This is a genomic window from Acetobacter sp., assembly GCF_022483985.1.
Taxonomy (GTDB): Bacteria; Pseudomonadota; Alphaproteobacteria; order Acetobacterales; family Acetobacteraceae; genus Acetobacter.
The window spans coordinates 392,788-410,811 of sequence record NZ_JAKVME010000003.1 but is presented as its reverse complement, the minus strand read 5'-3'; the positions used below and the strand labels follow the sequence as shown (position 1 = coordinate 410,811).

Here is an 18,024-nt window from a genome sequence, read left to right as displayed (position 1 = left end):
GATTATCGTTGGACACTGTCACGCATCCGGGGCGACGAGTTCGGTGGCCAGATTGAATGCGAGATCAACCTGATCAAGCTGGTAACGCGGCTCAAGATGCATGACACAGGAGAAATGCCCCGGATAACCGGGCTTTTCCGAAATCGTCACCTTGCTGTTCATGAGCGGATAGCGCGCACGGTTTTCTTCCGAGGCCTTCACGCTGCTGTTCGTATAGTCCCGCAGCCATGACTGCAACCGGCGCTCAATTTTTTCCGGTGTGGCATGGCTCCCGATGACCGCACGGCCAAGAACCTTCACATAATGCGCGAAACGCGACACACAGAGCAGTGTGTTGATCTGGGAGGACAGATGGCGGTTGGCGGCGGCCACCGCGGTCCCGTCGGTTTCGACAATCTGCTGGATGCTGTTGACGGAACTGAAACAGGCTTCCGGTCCGAACGACAGGCTGACCAGCGGCATGAAGCCTTCCGCGCTGATCATGCGCTCCTGCTCTTCTGTCAACTGAATATCCAGCGGAGACCGGTACCAGCCATGCTGCGGGTCCGTGTCAAAAATCTCGCTCACCAGATCAGGCACAAGCCCGCCGCCCACACGCCCCGGCGGCACACCCCGGATATCAGCCGGCCAGCCATAGCCGATCTGGGCCCGGATCACGACGGACGCAAAGGCATAAGCAGCGGATGTCCAGACGCGGTCCTGCACGGCTGAAGCCCGCTCCCGATAGAAAAAGCCGTCCGCACGCGCCGGATCATGCCCCCAGGGCAGTCTTCCAAGCACATGCGGCAGGCAGGCGCACAGGAACCGGGCGTCCGTCTGGCGTCGCAGCATCTGCCAGCGCCGCTTGTCCGCATCCTTCAGCGAGGTGACCGGATCAACAACCGTCGAAAGATCATTGAACCGCTCCACGCCAAACAGAACCGGCGACACGCCAATCACCATCGGGCAGAAAGCCGCCGCAGCCACGGCGGCAAGGCTGTTCAGGGCCGTGATGTCATCCACGGGCGGTGGACCGCCGGGTTTTCTGGCTTCGGGCACATGACGGAACTCATGATCCACCACCATCAGCCCGAACGGTTCTCCACCGGCCAGACCAAATTCATTCTCATAGATCAGATGAAACAGCGCGCTTGTGTCGAAATCAGAGGATCTCTGAAAATCCCTGCATATTTCCGCCCATCGGACAGAAAGAACGCGAACGAAGACCCGCGCCTCCGGTGAAAGGCCGCCGACAAGCCAGCGCAGACCACACCAGGAACCTTCAAGCTTCTGAAACGCCGGCTGATGCAGGACGGCATCAAGCTGCCGGGACAGCATCCGGTCAATCAGGGCGATATCCCGGTCGAGACTGTCCTTTATAAAATCCGGGTCGCTGGCAGCTTCTTTCAGCGTTGCCTCATCGAACCAGACGGCAAGGGCCGAGACGCCGGAAGAACACAGAAAGTCTGCAAAAGCCTCCGCCTCCGTGGCCTGAACGGTGAAACGACCGGAAAGGACCGTTTCACGCAGGGCGGACGATGACGACATTTCTGTATAAACCCGGCGAATTCTCAGCTTTTCTTCGGAACGCGCGCGACCAGGCGCATGCTCGTGGTAAGCTCTTCCATCTGCAACCACGGCCGCAGATAGGCCACGGCGTTATACGCGCCGGGGCTTCCCGGAATTTCACGCACTTCGATCCGGGCGTCACGCAGCGGATAACGCGCCTTGTTCTCGGGGCCGGGATTGTCCTTGGTGTTGACGTAATTTCCGATCCAGCGATTCAGCCAGCTTTCGCAATCTTCCGCTTCCGCAAAGGAACCAATCTTGTCGCGGGCCATCACCTTGAGATAATGCGCGAAGCGGCCCGTTGCCATGATGTAGGGAAGACGGGAAGAAATCTTCGCGTTGGCCGTGGCTTCCGGACGATCATATTCCTTGGCCTTGTGAGCCGTCTGCGCTCCGAAGAACACGGCATGATCGTGATTCTTGTAGTGACACAGCGGCAGGAATCCGAGCTTGGACAGTTCGTGTTCACGACGGTCCGTGATGCCGATTTCCGTGGGGCACTTGGTGTCCGCATCGCCATCATCGGACATGAAGGTGTAGGTCGGCAGGTTATCAACCTTGCCGCCACCCTCTGCGCCACGAATCGTCGTGCAGAAACCTGTCCGTGCAAAGGAGTCGGTCAGACGCGCGCCCATGACGAATGCGGCATTCATCCAGCAATACTTGTCATGCTGCATGGCGGTCGGACGACCGTTCTCATCCAGAGGCGCTTCTTCATAGTCGAACTCACCAACCGGCCGGGTCGCATTGCCATAAGGCAGGCGCGCCATTACGCGCGGCATGACGAGACTGACGAAACGGCTGTCCTCGCTGTCGCGGAACCCACGCCATTTCTGATATTCCACACCGTCGAAAATCTTTTCGAGGTCGCGCGGCTTGCTCAGCTCCGACCAGTCATCGAACCCGAACATGGCCGGACTGACACCCGAGACGAAAGGCGCGAACGCAGCCGCGCCGACCGAGGAGACCTGACGCAGCGTCTCGATGTCATCGGGGTGGTTGGTCCACTCATAATCGCCCACCAGCGCGCCATACGGCTCGCCGCCCGGCGTGCCGAATTCGCTCTCATAAATCTTGCGGAACAGGACGGACTGATCGAACTCGGTGGCGCGGGTCAGATCGCGGTTGAGCTCCCGCTTGGATACATTGAGCATCCGCAACTTGAGATTGGCGCTGGTCTCCGTATTGTGCACGAAATAGTGCAGTCCGCGCCAGCTTCCCTCCAGCTTGAGAAAACGCTCGTCATGCATGATGGCGTTGAGCTGCTCGGACAGTTTCTTGTCGATCTGGGTGATCGCACGCTCAATGGTCTGATTGAGATTGCGGTCGAACTTCACAACGCCTGCGGAGGCCTGCTCCACCAGAGCCCGGACCAGATCAGCGGCGCGATCCGGCTCAGTCTGCTTGGTGGCGGAAATCACCTGATTCAGAACGGATGACGAGGCGGTTTCCGGACTGGCGGATGTCTGGGTGGATGATTTTGCCTTTGATCCAGACATGGCTCAGTCCTCTTTCTTGGTGGAAAGCTCTTCCGAAACACGGGCGATTTCAGAGTCGTGCTTGAGAATATTCTCCAGAAGCTCCTCAAGCTCTTCTGACCGGTCCGCCTTGCTCATCAGATCGCGCAGCTTGTTGCGTGTTTCCAGCAATGCCTTGAGGGCGGGAACCTGATCAATGATTCTGGCGGGCTCGAAATCCTCCATGGAGTCGAACTTCAGCGCCACCATCATCTCCGAACCATCATCGGCCAGAGTGTTCGGGATCGCCAGTTCAAGACCGGGAGCCAGACGCGCCATGACTTCGTCGAAATTATCACGGTCGATCTGGACGAACTTTCGTTCCGCCAGCGGACGGAGCGGCTTGCGGGGATCGCCGGAGAAATCTCCCATGACACCCACGACAAACGGCAGTTCACGGACGACCTCGGCCCCTTCCGTTTCCACATCGTAGGTGATGTGGACACGTGGCTTACGCACCCGCTTCAGCTTGTCATGTATACTGCCGCTCATGCCGACACTCCCCGGATAATACGCCGTGAACCTGAATCAGAGGGGGACTCTGGCACCTTCCTCCCCCGCGCACAACAGCCAAATACTGAGAACGGACGGAGCGGAACCTAGGCCTCTGATTACAAAAAGGCCGGACAGAACACAGATATTCCGCCCGGCCCGCCGATATAGATAATTCAGATCGACCTGACGGATCAGGAAGCCGTGGCTGTGGACAGATCGTAGGTGGTGATCTTGTTGCCGCCGGCCGAACCGTCCGAATCCATCTGGGAAGTCGTGACCTGCACCTTGTTGAAGTTCAGGGCCAGTGTCTCAACCGGACGCTCACCGCTGGAAGAGTGAGAGTAGGAGCTGATGATGACGTGGTCGAGTTCCAGAGACAGATAAACGATCTGCTGGTCCTTGTTCGTGCGGACGAAGTCGATTTTCACCGTCTTCTCACCATGACCGGACAGAGCTTCACTCATCAGGTCGCCTGTTGAGGCGTCGTTGTTCTTGGTCACGATCACTTCGCCGACGCTCGGCGCGGTGGATTCACGGTCAGCAGCAGAACCGACGCGGCTGGAAAGGCCACGGCCCACGCCCCACTGGAAACCTGTCAGCTCGACCCAGCCTTTGTGGGAAGCTTCGGTCACAGCGCCGGTCACACCATCCATCTGCAGATAAATCGCCATAGAACAGTTTCCTTTTTAAATAAGTTAATGCTTTTTTGTTACAAGCAACGAACCTTCGCACAAGTCAATACTGAGGTCTTTATTTTTCTTAATATTTTTTTCTTCCTCCATAATCATGTCCTTTAGAAGTATCTTTGATATCTCCGGAAGCAGAGCATTGGAGATGACACTTTCCAGAGCCCGAGCGCCCGCACTGCCTTCTTCACAACGCTCGACCAGCATTGTGCGGACAGCCTCCGTGATATCAAGCGTGACTCCAAACTGCTTTTTGACCCGCTCCTGAACGCGTTTAAGCTGCAGATCCACAATCCTGAGAAGCGTCTCCCTGCCCAGAGGGACATAGGTGACAACTTTTGTACGACCCAGAAAAGCCGGTTTGAAAGATTTCAGAAGATCTTCATAAACCAGCCCGTCGATCGTCTCCTGTGGTGGAGCCGTTTCCTCATCAGCATAAAGGCTGGCGATCAGATCGGTTCCCGCGTTCGAGGTCATCACGATCAAAGTATTTCGGAAATCAATATCCCGGCCTTCTCCATCCTTCATGTGGCCCTTGTCAAAAACCTGGAAAAAGACCTCCTGAACGCCCGGATGCGCCTTCTCCATCTCATCCAGAAGCAGGACGGAATAGGGCTTCCGACGCACTGCCTCGGTCAGGATACCCCCCTCGCCATAGCCGATATAGCCGGGCGGGCTGCCCATCAGCAGGCTGACCTTATGCTCTTCCTTGAACTCGGACATATTGATGACTGTCAGGCTCTGCTCCCCGCCATAAAGCAGGTCGGCCAGAGCCAGCGCGGTTTCCGTCTTGCCGACACCGGATGTCCCGACCATCAGAAAGACGCCCACCGGCTTGCGCGGGTCGTTCAACCCCGCCCGTGACGTCTGCACGGCCTTCGCAATGGCGCGCAACGCATGGTCCTGACCGATGATGCGCTGCTGCATGATCTTTTCAAGATTCAGCACGGTGTCCAGTTGGTCCGACTTCATCCGGCCCAGCGGAATCCCCGTCCAGTCCGAAACGACTGCCGCCACAGCCGCCTGATCGACCATCGGAAAGATCATCGGCTGCTCACCCTGCACGTCTTTCAGACGGGCGAAAACAGTCCGGTATTCCTCTTCCAGCGTTGCCTTTTCCACCCCGTCGGCTGTCGCTATCCGGCCCCAGAGATCCTCCAGCGCCCCGACCAGCTCCCTTTCCTGTCCCGCCTTGTCCTCCAGAGCCGCCTTACGGTTCTCCACAGTCCTGCGTTCAGTATTCAGCGTTTCAAGCCGTCCCTTGTGCTCCGCATTCCCGAAGACGGCTTCCTGTTCCACCGCCTTTATTTCCGTATCCAGAACAGCCATGCGACGCTCGGCGTCCTCCAGCAGGGCCGGAACCGCATTCTGGCTCATCGCGACACGGGCACAGGCCGTATCCAGCAGGCTCACCGCCTTGTCGGGCAACTGGCGTCCCGCCACATACCGCGCCGACAGGCTGACAGCCGCTTCCACGGCATCCTCCATGATCAGCACGCCATGATGCCGCCGTAGCGTGTCGGCGAGTCCCCGCAGCATTGCCGTGGCTGTCGGAATGTCCGGCTCCCCGACATTGACCGGCTGAAAACGCCTTGTCAGAGCGGCATCCTTTTCAAAATACTTCTTATATTCAGCCCATGTCGTGGCGGCGACCACGCGCAGACTCCCCCGCGCCAGCACCGGCTTCAGCAGATTGGCGGCATCCGCCGAGCCGCCCCCTCCGCCTGCCCCGATCAACGTGTGGGCCTCGTCGATGAACAGGATGACGGGAACAGGCGCCGCATCGACGTCGGCAATCACGTCCTTGAGGCGATTTTCGAACTCCCCTTTCACACCGGCTCCGGCCTGCAACAGGCCGAGATCGAGCGTGAAGATCCGTGCGTTTTTCAGGGCCGGAGGCACATCGCCCGCAGCCAGCCGGAGAGCCAGCCCTTCGACAACGGCTGTTTTGCCGACACCCGCCTCACCCACGAGGATCGGGTTGTTCTGCCTGCGCCTCAGCAGGATATCGGCAACCTGCCGAATCTCCACATCGCGCCCAAGGATGGGGTCGATCTTTCCCGCTTCGGCGAGCGCCACCAGATCCTGAGCGTAACGTGTCAGCGCTGCGCCGAAACGTCTGTCACGTGGTGCGCTGTCCGTACCGCTCTCCTCTTCAACGTCGCGGGCGGAAGTCGCTGCCGCTGCTTCCTCACTGTTCTGACAGAATCCCAGCAGATCGGCTTCGCTACAGCGCGCAAGAGCTTCCATTACGGGAGCCAGAGTTCTGCGCAGACCGGAACCATTTTCTGTATCGGTAGCCAGCGCAACCAGAAGATCCACCGAACGGATTGTCGCCGCGCCACGCTCGACCGACGCCGCCAGCCACGCGGTTTTCATTAGCCGCACAATCTCCGGCGAGAGCGACGGTGTGCGGCCATTGCCTGTCTTCAGGCTGTTGATGGCCTTTTCCAGCCGCACTTCCAGCACGGCCGGATCAATATCCAGAGCATCCACGATACAGGCGAAGTCGCTCTGTTTTTCCCGCAAAAGAAAGAGAAGCCAGTGCTCGGCCTCCACATCGTACTGCGTGCGGGACAAAGCCATCCCGGCAGCACTCTCAAGCTGCCGACGGGACAGGTCACTCAGCCGCCGGACGAGACTGGAAAGATCAATCGGCCTCATGCGTTCTCTTCTCTGGTTGCCTCTTTCTTTTGACAAGAAAAAGCGACCTGTCTCAAGTCCCGCACGGGCTTTAATTTTTATTCCTGAGACGAAGAGGGCGTCGTAATACCAAGCCGCGACAGAATAGCGGCTCTTGCCGTGGGGTCATCAACCAGTTCGACCAGAAGATCGTTCCATGAAAGACGCGCACGGCGTACAGCTTCATACAATGTTTCCGCCAATGGAGACTGCGGCTCGTGCTTTTCAAAATACTTTGCCACGACGATCAACTGCTGGAGCATCTCCTCGCGGGTCGGTTCCGGCCTCTCTGATCTTTTGCCACCCGCTGGCGGTGTTACAGCCGGAGCTGCCGCCTCAGGCGTCGTTTCCGTCATGGACGTCTCCACCACAGTCTCCTCTGGCATTGTCTCTGGCGCATCTTCTTCCGTAACAGACACATAGCGGGAAGCAATTCTGGCAAGTTTCTCCAGCAGCGCGGTGACTCTGGCGGTCGAAGGCGCCTCTTTGCCCAGACGATCCGTCATGACGGCGTCCAGAGCCCGCCACTGCCTCAGAGCGTCCCGACTGCTGCGATATAGCTCTGTCAGAGAAGTCTGGCCAAAACGGGAAGCCTCTTCCTCCACCCCCGCAAACGGCACCACACCCGCCTCAAGACGCTGCTTCTTGCGGGCGGAATCACCGATACCCTCCACTTCTTCCGACTGCTCGTATTGCCAGAACAGAAAGGGCGCACCATCCGAACGGCGATACAGTTCCAGCTTTCGCAGCGCCTGAATCAGTGTGCCGTCCGCACTGACACCATTCAGGCCAGCGAGAGCCGAGAAGCGGGCCTCGACACCATCCTCATCGGGAGAAGGATAAAAATCCGGCCAGAACTCAGTAAAAATGTCATACGTCGCCTGAATGCCCACAGCCAGCCCGTGCAGGCCCCCAAGTCGGATCATGGCCTCCATCAGCCATGCCGCGACTTCGACATCTTTCCCGACCGTGTGCAGAATCTGAACGGCGAAGTCCTTCACCCGGGTCCAGTGACGCAGCGCCTCCACGTTTTCAGTGTCATCATACTCCCCGCGCCTTTCCGCTGCGCGAGCGTCAGACCGGGCATCCCTGAGCTGAAAATAAGGAGACGATGGAGACACGTTGAGCCGTGGATCGACGCCCTGAGGAGGCCCTTCCGCTATCGGACCAAGGACTAAAGGCAGAATATTCTCTACATCACTGATCATCGGACAAATAATCCCGGGCACAACGAGGGGACTGAAAACTTTCGTTGACCATTACTACGGCACCAGCCCCGTTCACAAAAGAGCCTTCCGGAATTTCTTGGTGGTTCTTTAAATTTTCAACCTACCTTCAAAGAGAAAATCCACCTGCGCGCCCGGATCCATATCACGAACAGCAATCAGCACCGCTCTTATATCAGCGCGAGTGTAAACTCTTATGCTCACGGACTCTCGGCGCTGCCACGATAAGATATCTCCGGAGCGTGTTATACACGTCATGGCAGGCAAAGGCCGAACCAAGGGTGACTTTCTGTAATTTCTGAAGATTACTTGATAGAATACCACGATTCCAGAAAGAAAAATTCAATATCACCGATCCACCAAGAACAAAAAAGTGTAAAACATCCTCGATGGAGTCATGATCGACTGATGGTGATCATACCCTGATAACCGCAGTATTGAACAAGGCGAGAATGGGGTTTCTCATCCTGTCACAGCGGAGTGCAATTCCGATCACTGAAGAAATCACAGGAATATCGAATGTGTGATCTGAACACGGCAGGATTACGGAAAGAACACCTCAGAATACCACCCGGCATCCTGTCATTCCCCCTGTCGGCCAGAAACCCGAAACAATGTCACAACCAGCAGGTTTGTCAGGGTATCAGCCTCAATTTTTGAAGCTTACTGTATCAAACTTATCGGGACAGCATCTTTTTGAAGAAGCTGCCATCCAAAACCATTCAACTTTATCAAGCCAGTTTCGGAATCGCACCTGACACAGACAACACTCTCATACCGTCTGTGTCAGACCACGAATCTTCATGCTGGCGCGGTCAGATCCACAACCCCGATGCGCCCGTCTTCCGTCCCGTATCCGAGAATGCAGCCGTCCGCACTGAAGGATAACGCCGTGACAGCGCCGCCTCCGGCGGAACAGACCGGCAGAACCCGTTCGGATGACTGATCCATCATCAACACGGAGCCGTCTGCAAACCCCGCCACAACAACGTCCTGCTGAGGGTGTGTCGCTACCCGCGTGCACAGCACACCCGGAATTCCCGATAGTTCGGAAGGTGGCTTGCCCATCGGGCCGCCACCGAAGAACGGCCACAGGATCACGCTGTCCGCTCCGCTGGTCGCCAGCCATTTGCCATTTCGGGTGAATGCCAGCGACTGGACCTTGGTCGGATAGCCGCTCATGCGCATGTTGTGCCCATCGGAAAGACGCCAGCCATGCAGGTCATTCTCCTGCATGGCGGTAATCAGCGCCTCACCTGCGGGGTGGATCGCAATGCCGATATGGCTGCCTTTCCACTCGTAAACCTTCGCTGTGCTGTCTTTGGAATTCACGAACCACATGGACGCGCCATTATAGTGGGACGCGGCAATCCTCTTGCCTTTGGCGTCAAACACGATGCCGGAAACTGTCGAGGGATGTTCCAGCGTGCGCAGGACGGTCGTGCCGTCAGCGTCACGAAGATGAACCTCCTTGCCAGAAGAGAAAGCGATCGTACCTTTACGGCCATCACTCCAGCAGGCGACATGCTCGACCCAGCGACGAACCTTCCCCAGTTCTTCGGAAGCGCCATCGAGTGTGCGCTTCAGGCGGCAGTCCTCGCCACCGGACAGAAAGCCCGCACCGCTCACATCCGCAGACAGCGCCAGAACCGGCCCGTCATGAGCCTGCACCGTGGCCCATGTCGCCGTATCGCGGACCGTTTCACGCGGAACGATCAGCAGATCGCCCTCCCCTGTGGCGAACGCGAAACGGCTATTGTCGCGTGACGCGCAGCAGGCGGTGATATGCCCCTCGACAGTCCGTTCCGCTCCCCGCTCCCCAACAATTCCGGAGAGTGTCACCTTGTCGCTCATCATGGTCCCTTTCATGAGTTTCTGTATGAAAAGACCATTCAGGCCCGGCAGCTTTCAAAACCACGACGCAGCCGCGGACGATTCAGGTTGCGTCCGATGAACACCAGCCGGGATTCCTTCTTTTCGCCCTCTTTCCATGGACCGATGAAATCTCCATCCGCCATCATGTGAACCGCCTGAAACGCATAACGGTCGTTCTGTCCAGCGAAGTTCAGAATTCCTTTCGACCGGAGGATATCGGCTCCCTGCTCCTGCAATAGAGCGCTGATCCACGCATGGAAACGCGGCTCGTCAATCGGCTCGCTGACCGGGAAGGACATGCTGGTCACGCCTTCTTCATGGGAATGCTCGGTGTTTTCCAGAAAATCCGGCGCGTATTCCAGTGCACGCTGAAGATCGAAGCCGCCCTGATCAAGCACATCCGTCAGGGAAACATTCCCGCGCACGGCGTGATGAATCTTCACATAGGCATTGATCTGCCGAATCTTCGTCTCGATTTCAGTCAGCTTCGCCTCATCGACAAGATCGGTCTTGTTGAGGATGATGACATCCGCAAAAGCGATCTGATGCACGGCTTCCGGGCTCTCTTCCAGCGTCTGAAGCACGTTGTAGGCGTCCACCACGGTCACGACGGCGTCGAGACGGGTCTTCTCTCTTACCTCTTCATCGACAAAGAAGGTCTGCGCGACAGGCGCGGGATCGGCCAGTCCTGTGGTCTCGACGATGATCCCGTCAAATTTCGCACGACGCTTCATCAGACTGCCGAGAATACGGATCAGATCGCCACGCACCGTGCAGCAGATGCAGCCATTGTTCATCTCGAACACTTCCTCGTCGGCATCCACGACGAGATCATTATCAACTCCGAGCTCTCCGAACTCGTTGATGACGACGGCATATTTCCGGCCATGTTCCGCCGTGAGAATATGGTTGAGCAGAGTGGTCTTCCCCGCGCCGAGAAAGCCCGTCAGCACCGTGACCGGCACCTGATCCTTCGACCTGTCCTGTGTTTCCGACATGACCTGCTCCTTCTCCTGCATGCGAACCGGCGTGCCTGTTGTGCCCGCAACGCTATCATTACCTTGTGGACCATATAGGGCCGCCCGCCCCGCAGGGCAAAGAGGACCACACGGAAAAGAAGCCAGAGAAGGTATCACGGAAGACGGTTTCCCCCTCCGCACTCATCGAGAAAAATCAGGGAAAATTTCTGGGTGTCGTTTTTTTGAAAAAAGCTGCACCAAAAATTCCCTGTCGAAGAAACCTCTTCCTAGAACAGGTTTCTCAGCACGCCGGGCAGCAGGATGGTCAGCGGGCTGACACCGAAATCGGGCTTGTCAATTCTGCCATCCAGCGTGAATTTTACGGCCAGCAGCCCCCCGCCTTTCTCCGGCGACAACAGCTTTCCAAGAGCCGGAATCTTGCCGGGAATGGTGTTGATCGCGAAAGCCGGGACGATCGTGCCTGACAGGTCGAGCGTTCCCTTGTCGAGATAGACCGGTCCTTCCAGCGTAGCCCCGAGCGCCCCGTTTCCGGCGCGACCGTCATGGATATGCATCACGCCATCCGCGAACGTCACCGGCATCTCGAAGCGCGTCACCTCGAATCTGGATGTGTCTTTCGAATTGAGCCAGCCATAGATCGACAGGCTGCGCGCCACCAGCAACGCTCCCGGCGCGTGCTGGATCGTGAAGGGAGAGAGTTTCAGATTGCCGCTGAAGGGCGCGGTCGCCTTGGTGTCATCGAATCTGCCTTCAAACTTCGCACGCCCCCCCACAATCATGTCCGTGACCGCCAGACGGCTCAGCAGCGCACCGAAATCGGACACATCCACCGTCATCCGGCGACTGTTGCCGAGCGGCAGAATCTCGGCCTTCGCAGCCGTGGGCTCCGTGATGGACAACGTCATTCTGTCCACGCGCACGCCGTTATGGTCGATGACGGCCTTCACGCCGCCAAGCGTGCGGTCATGACGATAATAAAGCTGGTCCGCCGTCACATCGATCAGCCAGGGTCGGCCCGGAGGCCCCTGGACACGTCCGCTGGCAGCCTGCGGCACATGCAGGGTCGTCGCCGGTTTGGCCGGCTCGACCTTCTCGGGCGCGCCTTCCACCAGAGGACTGAGGTCAACCGTGCGGGCCTGCACCCTGACCGTCACGGGCTGCACAGGGCTTGCAGGCATCGTCAGGGTCGCCGAACCGGTCGAGCGGCCAATCTGGAAAGCGGGGATCACCAGTTCGGGCGACTGCCCTGCCGGAAAATGCGCTTCGCCGCTGACATTCAGATCCGGTCCCTTTGCACGGATACCCGTCGCGGCGACAACATTTCCACCATCCAGCAGCAGATCGGCATGTACGGTCGCTGCGCGCCCTGTCGCCTTGTTCCAGAGCGGAATATGCACCCCGGCATCGGCCAGATCGAGATCAAGGGCCAGCCGGTCATCCGCGTCCTTGACGGCGGCATAATCCACCTTCATCTCACCCCGCCCGGACATGTAGTCCGCTACGGGAATCCCCGCTGCCGCCGCGTTTTCAGGTGTCAGATGCAGGTTTGTCACCACATGATCGACCACCTGCCCCCTAGCGACGCGGTCGAACAGGACATCCCCCTGCACATCGGCGGGAATATGGCTGAAAGCCCCCTTTCCCACGAGTTTCATGCTGTGCATCGTGATATCGGCGTCGAGCGTGCCGTCGCTCACACCCCGATTCATCGCGACGTGCTCAAGACTGACATGGGTGATGTGCGCGTGGGCATCGAGCGTCATGTCATCCGTGGAGACTTTCGAGACCAGCGGCAATGTGAGCTTCGTATGCACCACCGCGTAACCCTGCGGATACGTGAACGGCAGCGGATGACGGGACAGGATACGCAACCGGGGCTCGGACAGCAGCGCCACATGATCGCGCAGATCACCAGCCAGCCCGACCGTGATGATGCCGGTCTGATCCTTCTTGTCGAGATCGTTGATGATCATGCCGCCGGGCAGCGCCGTCAGGCGACCGCTCCCCGCCACCCCGACACTCTTGATCGTCCGCGTGGTGGGTTGCCAGCCGTGATTGAAAGACAGAGTCAGCGTGCTCAGACTGGTGACATCCAGATGCGCGTCAACATCGTGCAACGGGGCAATTGGACGCAGCCAGTGGATTTCCATCTTCTCACCGTCGAGCCCTCCTGAAACCCCTGTCAGCTTCGAAACACGACCGCTCGCATCCGGACCGATTTTCAGATGGACCTGCGTATTCGTGACCATACCGGCGGTGATGTTGCGCCCCACCCAGCGGCGGGCGCCCTTCGCGGCCTTCATCGGCCAGTATTTGCCGACTTCCGTAAACGGCACCGGTGACAGCGTGAGATCGACGTCACCGTTCATGAGACCGGGAGCCGTGATATCCCTCCAGTCAGCGGAACCGCTGGCCGTGAGCCGGGGTGGTGGAACCGGGGTGGAGGCTTCCTGTGACGCAGGATCTTTCACGGCCTCTTTCGCAGCTTCCTTCCCGGCTGTCGGGCTGTCAGGCGCGATCACCGGCGACTGCGGCGGGAGTAGCACACCCCCCTCCGGAGCAGGCGGCGCACGCAACTGCAAGGACAGCGCCCGCACATCCAGACGCGCTGGCAGATGCGCGGGCCAGCCTGCTGCGGCCCGCTTTCCGAAAGTCATATGCAGCGCCGCATTTCCCTCGGCGGGATACAGCGTGGAACCGGCGACATCGACTTCCCCGGCTCCGAGAGTGACGTTGACCAGCGCATCACTCGGCAGCATGGACCAGCCGCGCCCCGCCGATGTCAGCGTGATGTCTCCCGTCAGCCCCACGGGTACCCGGGCCGCAGCCAGTTGAGGTGCAAAACTGGCGAAGCCGGAGGGCATCAGCGGATCAAGCGCAACATGCCAGTGCAACGCGCCATCAGGCGTCACGCCCCCCTGTGCGGCGAGATGCGCGATGACCGGAGCGCCAGCGCTCTCGCTCGCGGCGCCGATCGTCACCGATCCCACCAGTCCGTGCCGGTGCTTCACCACGACAGGAGTCAGCGCGGCATCGAGAGGATCAACGGTCCAGGTTCTGTGGTCGTGATCATCAACCAGAACCACATGCGTTCCGGCAAGCGTCAGTCGCCGGAGACGGCGGACGTCGATATCGGGGAAACCACCTCTGCCGCCGGAGGGTGTGCCGGGAAGGTCGAGATCGACGTCGCCCTGTGCATCCCGCCGCAGGGCGATGCGCGCGCCGCTCACGCGAAAATCGGTAACGGAGAGACGCCCGTGCAACAGCGGGAACGCATCCAGCGCAATGGCTCCGGCGTCAATGCGGTCAGCAACCCTGCCAGTCGCATCGAGAACGATCACATCGCGGAGTTCCAGCAGCACCGGCGAGCCGAACCCGTCGCGCAGTCCGGTCCAGCGCAGGGAGGCATGACCTATGTCCAGACGTCCTCTCGGCGGCTGTCCCTTGCCGCCTCCCACGATCCTGACCGGCAGGGCCAGCCTGAGTAATGGGGAGATATTGACCGGCCCGACCATCATGGCGGCCATGAGACCTCCGGCGGCGATCAGCGGCACGCCCACCAGAGCAGTCGCCGCCCACATCGCACCTTTCAGGAAACGCCTGCCCGCGGCGGGTTTTCGGGGTCGCTTCACAGACATCCCCACAGACGCTCCCTGAGCGGGCGCGGACCGTTCGCGCCGCGCACCGTCCTGAGCTTCATCTTGACCGGACCCGTCCATCACCGCCACCCTGTCCGCCCGATCATTCCGTAAAGCCCATGTCGCGACGCACCTCTTCTTCCCCGATCCGTTCCCTGACGGACCATACCCCCCCAGAAAAGGGGGCAATGCGTCCAAACGATGGCATGCCGCAAGAGGTTCCATCCGCCTCCGCCGTCAGCCCTGCCGGTCGCTCCGGCGGCGCAGGCTGGCGGGGCCGCAGGAGGGCGGCTTCCTGGCCTGAACTCGCATGGCCTGATCCCGCGGACCCAAACGCGCTGGCGCGGTTTCGGGAGGATCTTGCCGAACGCTGGCGGGAGGCCGGGCTGGAACCCGTTCTGCTGGAAGAACCCGGCGTGCCGGGGCTTCTGGCGGCCATGGGCGGCAATAGCCCCTACCTGACCGAACTCGCGTTGCGCAGCCCCGCCGACTTCGCGACCCTGCTGCGCAACGGTCCGGACAGCTTCGCCGAGGCCACTTTTGCCGAAATCGACGCCCTGCCGCCGGATATCGACCATGACACGCTGGCCCGCGCCATGCGCGACGCCAAGAACCGGATCGCGCTGACCTGCGCGCTGGCGGACATCGGCGATTTCTGGTCTCTGGAAACCGTTACGCAGACGCTGTCGCGTCTGGCTGAAAGCACTCTCGACGCGGCGGTCAGGCATTTGCTGCGCTCGGCGCACGACAGGGGACGGCTGTCCCTGAAAGATCCGGCCCGGCCCACGCGCGGCAGCGGCTATGTCGTTCTGGCGATGGGGAAACTCGGGGCGCGGGAACTGAACTTCTCCTCGGACATCGATCTTGTCGTGCTTTTCGACGCTGATCTTCACGCGGACCCCGATACGGCCCGGCAGACTTTCATCCGCATGACTAGCGACCTTGTCCGCCTCATGGAAGCGCGTGACGCGAATGGCTACGTTTTCCGGACCGATCTGCGCCTGCGTCCCGATCCCTCCGCGACGCCGCTCGCCGTCTCGCTCCCCGCCGCCATCGCCTATTACGAAAGTCTGGGCCAGACATGGGAACGCGCCGCCATGACCAAGGCGCGGCCTGTCGCGGGAAACATCCGGCTGGGACGCGCATTCCTGACCGCCATCCACCCGTTTGTCTGGCGACGTCATCTCGACTTCGCCCTGATTGACGACATTCACGTCATGAAGGCCAAGATCGACCAGCACCGCAAACCGGGCCGCTCCGGACTGGCGAAGATGGCCGATTCGACACTGACCGACCCGGAGGAAGGTGTCCGATGGCTGCTCGGCCATAACGCCAAGCTCGGAGAAGGCGGCATCCGCGAGATCGAGTTCGTCGCTCAGGCGATGCAGCTTGTCTGGGGAGGACGAACACCGAGCCTGCGCGATCCAACCACGCTCGGCGCGCTCCGCACGCTGACGCGTTCCGGCCACATGCCACGGGAAGAGGCCGAAAGTCTCGCCCGCGCCTACCGTCTGCTGCGGATTGTCGAACATCGGGTGCAGATGCGGGCCGACCAGCAGACCCACCGGCTTCCGGACACGGAAGAGCGCTTCAACGATCTCGCGGTCTTTCTTGGTTACGGGAGCGGGGGCGATTTCGCGCTGGATCTGCTGCCGCAGATGCGGGCGGCGCGGCGTATTTTCGAGAAGCATTTCAGCACGCCCACCCGCAGAATCCGTCCGGAGGAAGCGCTGCTCGATCTCGGTTCGGATGAGTTGCCCGCCCGCCTCGGCGAACTCGGTTTTCCGCAGGCCGGATGTGATGACGCCGCGACGATCCTCGGTCACTGGGCAGGCAACAGCCGCAGGGCGCTCCGCTCGGACCGCGCCCATGCCCTGCTCCGGGGGCTGATGCCCGATCTGCTCGCCAGCTTCATCGCCCGGCGTGATCCGCTGGCCTGTCTGCGCCACTTTGACACACTTCTTTCGCGGCAACGCGCCGGAGTGCAGTTGCTCTCCCTGCTGGAGCGCAATCCCGCGCTGATCGACCGGATCGCGGCGATTTTCGACGCCTCGCCCTTTCTCGCCAACCATCTCGCGGACAGTCCGTCCGCGCTGGAAGGACTGCTGGAACTTCAGGAGGAAGAGGAGGAAAATCTCCCCGTCGCAGCCACCTTCGCGCCGGAGCAGGTTCGGCTTCTGGCAGCGGAAAAGCCTGATTCCGAGCTTCTGGTCACCCGGCTGCGCCCAGTCGTGCGGGCCGAGGAATTCCGCCTTTCCGTCGCCCGGCTGGAAGGGCGGCTGGACGAAGACACGGCGGCGCAGGAACGCACCGATGTCGCGGATGCCGTCATGACGGCGCTGCTCGACAGTGTTTTCCACACGCACCGGGCGCGCCACGGCAGGGTGGAGGGCGGGGGCATCGCCGTGCTGGCGCTGGGCAAGGCCGGATCGCGGGAGATGATGGCCGGGTCCGACCTCGATCTGATGATGATCTTCGACCATCCGGACCATGTGACCGAAAGCACGGCGCTGCCCAGAGGGGGCGGGCGCACCCTGACCGTGTCACAATATTATCTCCGGCTGGCGCACAGCTTTATCGGCGCCTTGACCGCGCCGGACTCGGAAGGTCCGCTTTATCCGGTGGACATGCGTCTGCGTCCGTCGGGTGCGGCGGGACCGGTCGCCGTGTCGCTTTCCGCCTTCCGTCGCTATCATGCGGAGGAATCATGGACGTGGGAGCGCATGGCGCTGACACGGGCGCGGCTTGTCAGCATCACGGGAGAAAGCGGCGTCAGAACCCGCCTGAAAAAATCCCTGCGCGAGGATATTGAAGCGGCTCTATCGCCGGACGCCCGCCGTCCCGCCGGGAAAGTGAGGGAGGACGCCGCCGCCATGCGGAGCCGTCTCGCCCGTGATCTGCCACCCTCCAGCCCGTGGGACGTCAAGCGGCGACCGGGCGGACTGATGGAGGTGGAGTTCATCGCACAAGCTCTTCAGCTCACATCGGAGTCCGCGCGGGTGCGCTCTCCCGTCACCTCACAGGCCTTTGGACTTCTGGCCAAAGCGCGCTTGCTGTCGCCGGAACAGGCGACCGTCCTGCTTGAAGCCGATGAGCGATGGAGAAGTCTGCAAAGCGTCCTCAGACTACTGTGCGGACCGAAGCCACCCGTTGATCCGGCGCAGGAACTGCCCGCCGCCACGCTGGATCTTCTCTGTCGGACGATGGATGTGCCGGGGGTCTCAACCCTGCGGGAGGAAATCGAAGAACTGGCGGAGACCGTGCGCGGACTGTTCACGCGGTTGATCGGCCCTGTCACGGATGCGGGCTGATCCGGCGGCCCCTTCATCCTGATTTATTGATGACAAACAGTTCTCGAAGGTCCCACCTCTGGCGAG

Annotated in this window: 10 protein-coding genes; 1 reads left to right on the top strand and 9 read right to left on the bottom strand. The window is 60.2% G+C overall.

Features of this window, described 5'->3' with window-relative positions:
* Nucleotides 1-18: 18 nt before the first annotated feature.
* The 9 genes from tssC (LKE90_RS15995) to LKE90_RS15955 form a co-directional block, all read right to left on the bottom strand.
* Nucleotides 19-1,527: a type VI secretion system contractile sheath large subunit gene (gene tssC / locus LKE90_RS15995; protein WP_291491311.1), complete on the bottom strand. Its 1,509-nt coding sequence runs from the start codon at nucleotides 1,525-1,527 to the stop codon at nucleotides 19-21.
* Nucleotides 1,528-1,550: 23 nt separating this feature from the next.
* Nucleotides 1,551-3,047, bottom strand: coding sequence for a type VI secretion system contractile sheath large subunit (gene tssC / locus LKE90_RS15990; protein WP_291491313.1), 1,497 nt, complete (start codon nucleotides 3,045-3,047; stop codon nucleotides 1,551-1,553).
* A gap of 3 nt (nucleotides 3,048-3,050) precedes the next feature.
* Nucleotides 3,051-3,557: a type VI secretion system contractile sheath small subunit gene (tssB, locus tag LKE90_RS15985; RefSeq protein ID WP_291491314.1), complete on the bottom strand. Its 507-nt coding sequence runs from the start codon at nucleotides 3,555-3,557 to the stop codon at nucleotides 3,051-3,053.
* A gap of 194 nt (nucleotides 3,558-3,751) precedes the next feature.
* A complete protein-coding gene (locus LKE90_RS15980) occupies nucleotides 3,752-4,231 on the bottom strand; it encodes an Hcp family type VI secretion system effector (RefSeq protein ID WP_291491315.1) in 480 nt (159 codons plus the stop codon).
* A gap of 24 nt (nucleotides 4,232-4,255) precedes the next feature.
* On the bottom strand, nucleotides 4,256-6,910 hold the full coding sequence (gene tssH / locus LKE90_RS15975; RefSeq protein WP_291491316.1) for a type VI secretion system ATPase TssH: 2,655 nt from the start codon (nucleotides 6,908-6,910) through the stop codon (nucleotides 4,256-4,258).
* 77 nt (nucleotides 6,911-6,987) lie between these two features.
* Nucleotides 6,988-8,136 carry a type VI secretion system protein TssA gene (gene tssA, locus LKE90_RS15970; RefSeq protein ID WP_291491317.1) on the bottom strand — a complete coding sequence of 383 codons (1,149 nt, stop codon included), beginning with the start codon at nucleotides 8,134-8,136 and terminating at the stop codon, nucleotides 6,988-6,990.
* Nucleotides 8,137-8,955: 819 nt separating this feature from the next.
* On the bottom strand, nucleotides 8,956-10,008 hold the full coding sequence (locus tag LKE90_RS15965; protein WP_407066045.1) for a WD40 repeat domain-containing protein: 1,053 nt from the start codon (nucleotides 10,006-10,008) through the stop codon (nucleotides 8,956-8,958).
* Nucleotides 10,009-10,046: 38 nt separating this feature from the next.
* Nucleotides 10,047-11,027, bottom strand: coding sequence for a CobW family GTP-binding protein (locus LKE90_RS15960; RefSeq protein ID WP_291491319.1), 981 nt, complete (start codon nucleotides 11,025-11,027; stop codon nucleotides 10,047-10,049).
* A 248-nt stretch (nucleotides 11,028-11,275) separates the two neighbouring features.
* Complete coding sequence (locus tag LKE90_RS15955) at nucleotides 11,276-14,647, bottom strand: AsmA-like C-terminal region-containing protein (protein WP_291491320.1); 3,372 nt, start codon at nucleotides 14,645-14,647, stop codon at nucleotides 11,276-11,278.
* A gap of 188 nt (nucleotides 14,648-14,835) precedes the next feature.
* Here LKE90_RS15955 and LKE90_RS15950 point away from each other — a divergent pair, with 188 nt between their 5' ends.
* Nucleotides 14,836-17,958, top strand: coding sequence for a bifunctional [glutamine synthetase] adenylyltransferase/[glutamine synthetase]-adenylyl-L-tyrosine phosphorylase (locus tag LKE90_RS15950; protein ID WP_291491321.1), 3,123 nt, complete (start codon nucleotides 14,836-14,838; stop codon nucleotides 17,956-17,958).
* Nucleotides 17,959-18,024: the final 66 nt, after the last annotated feature.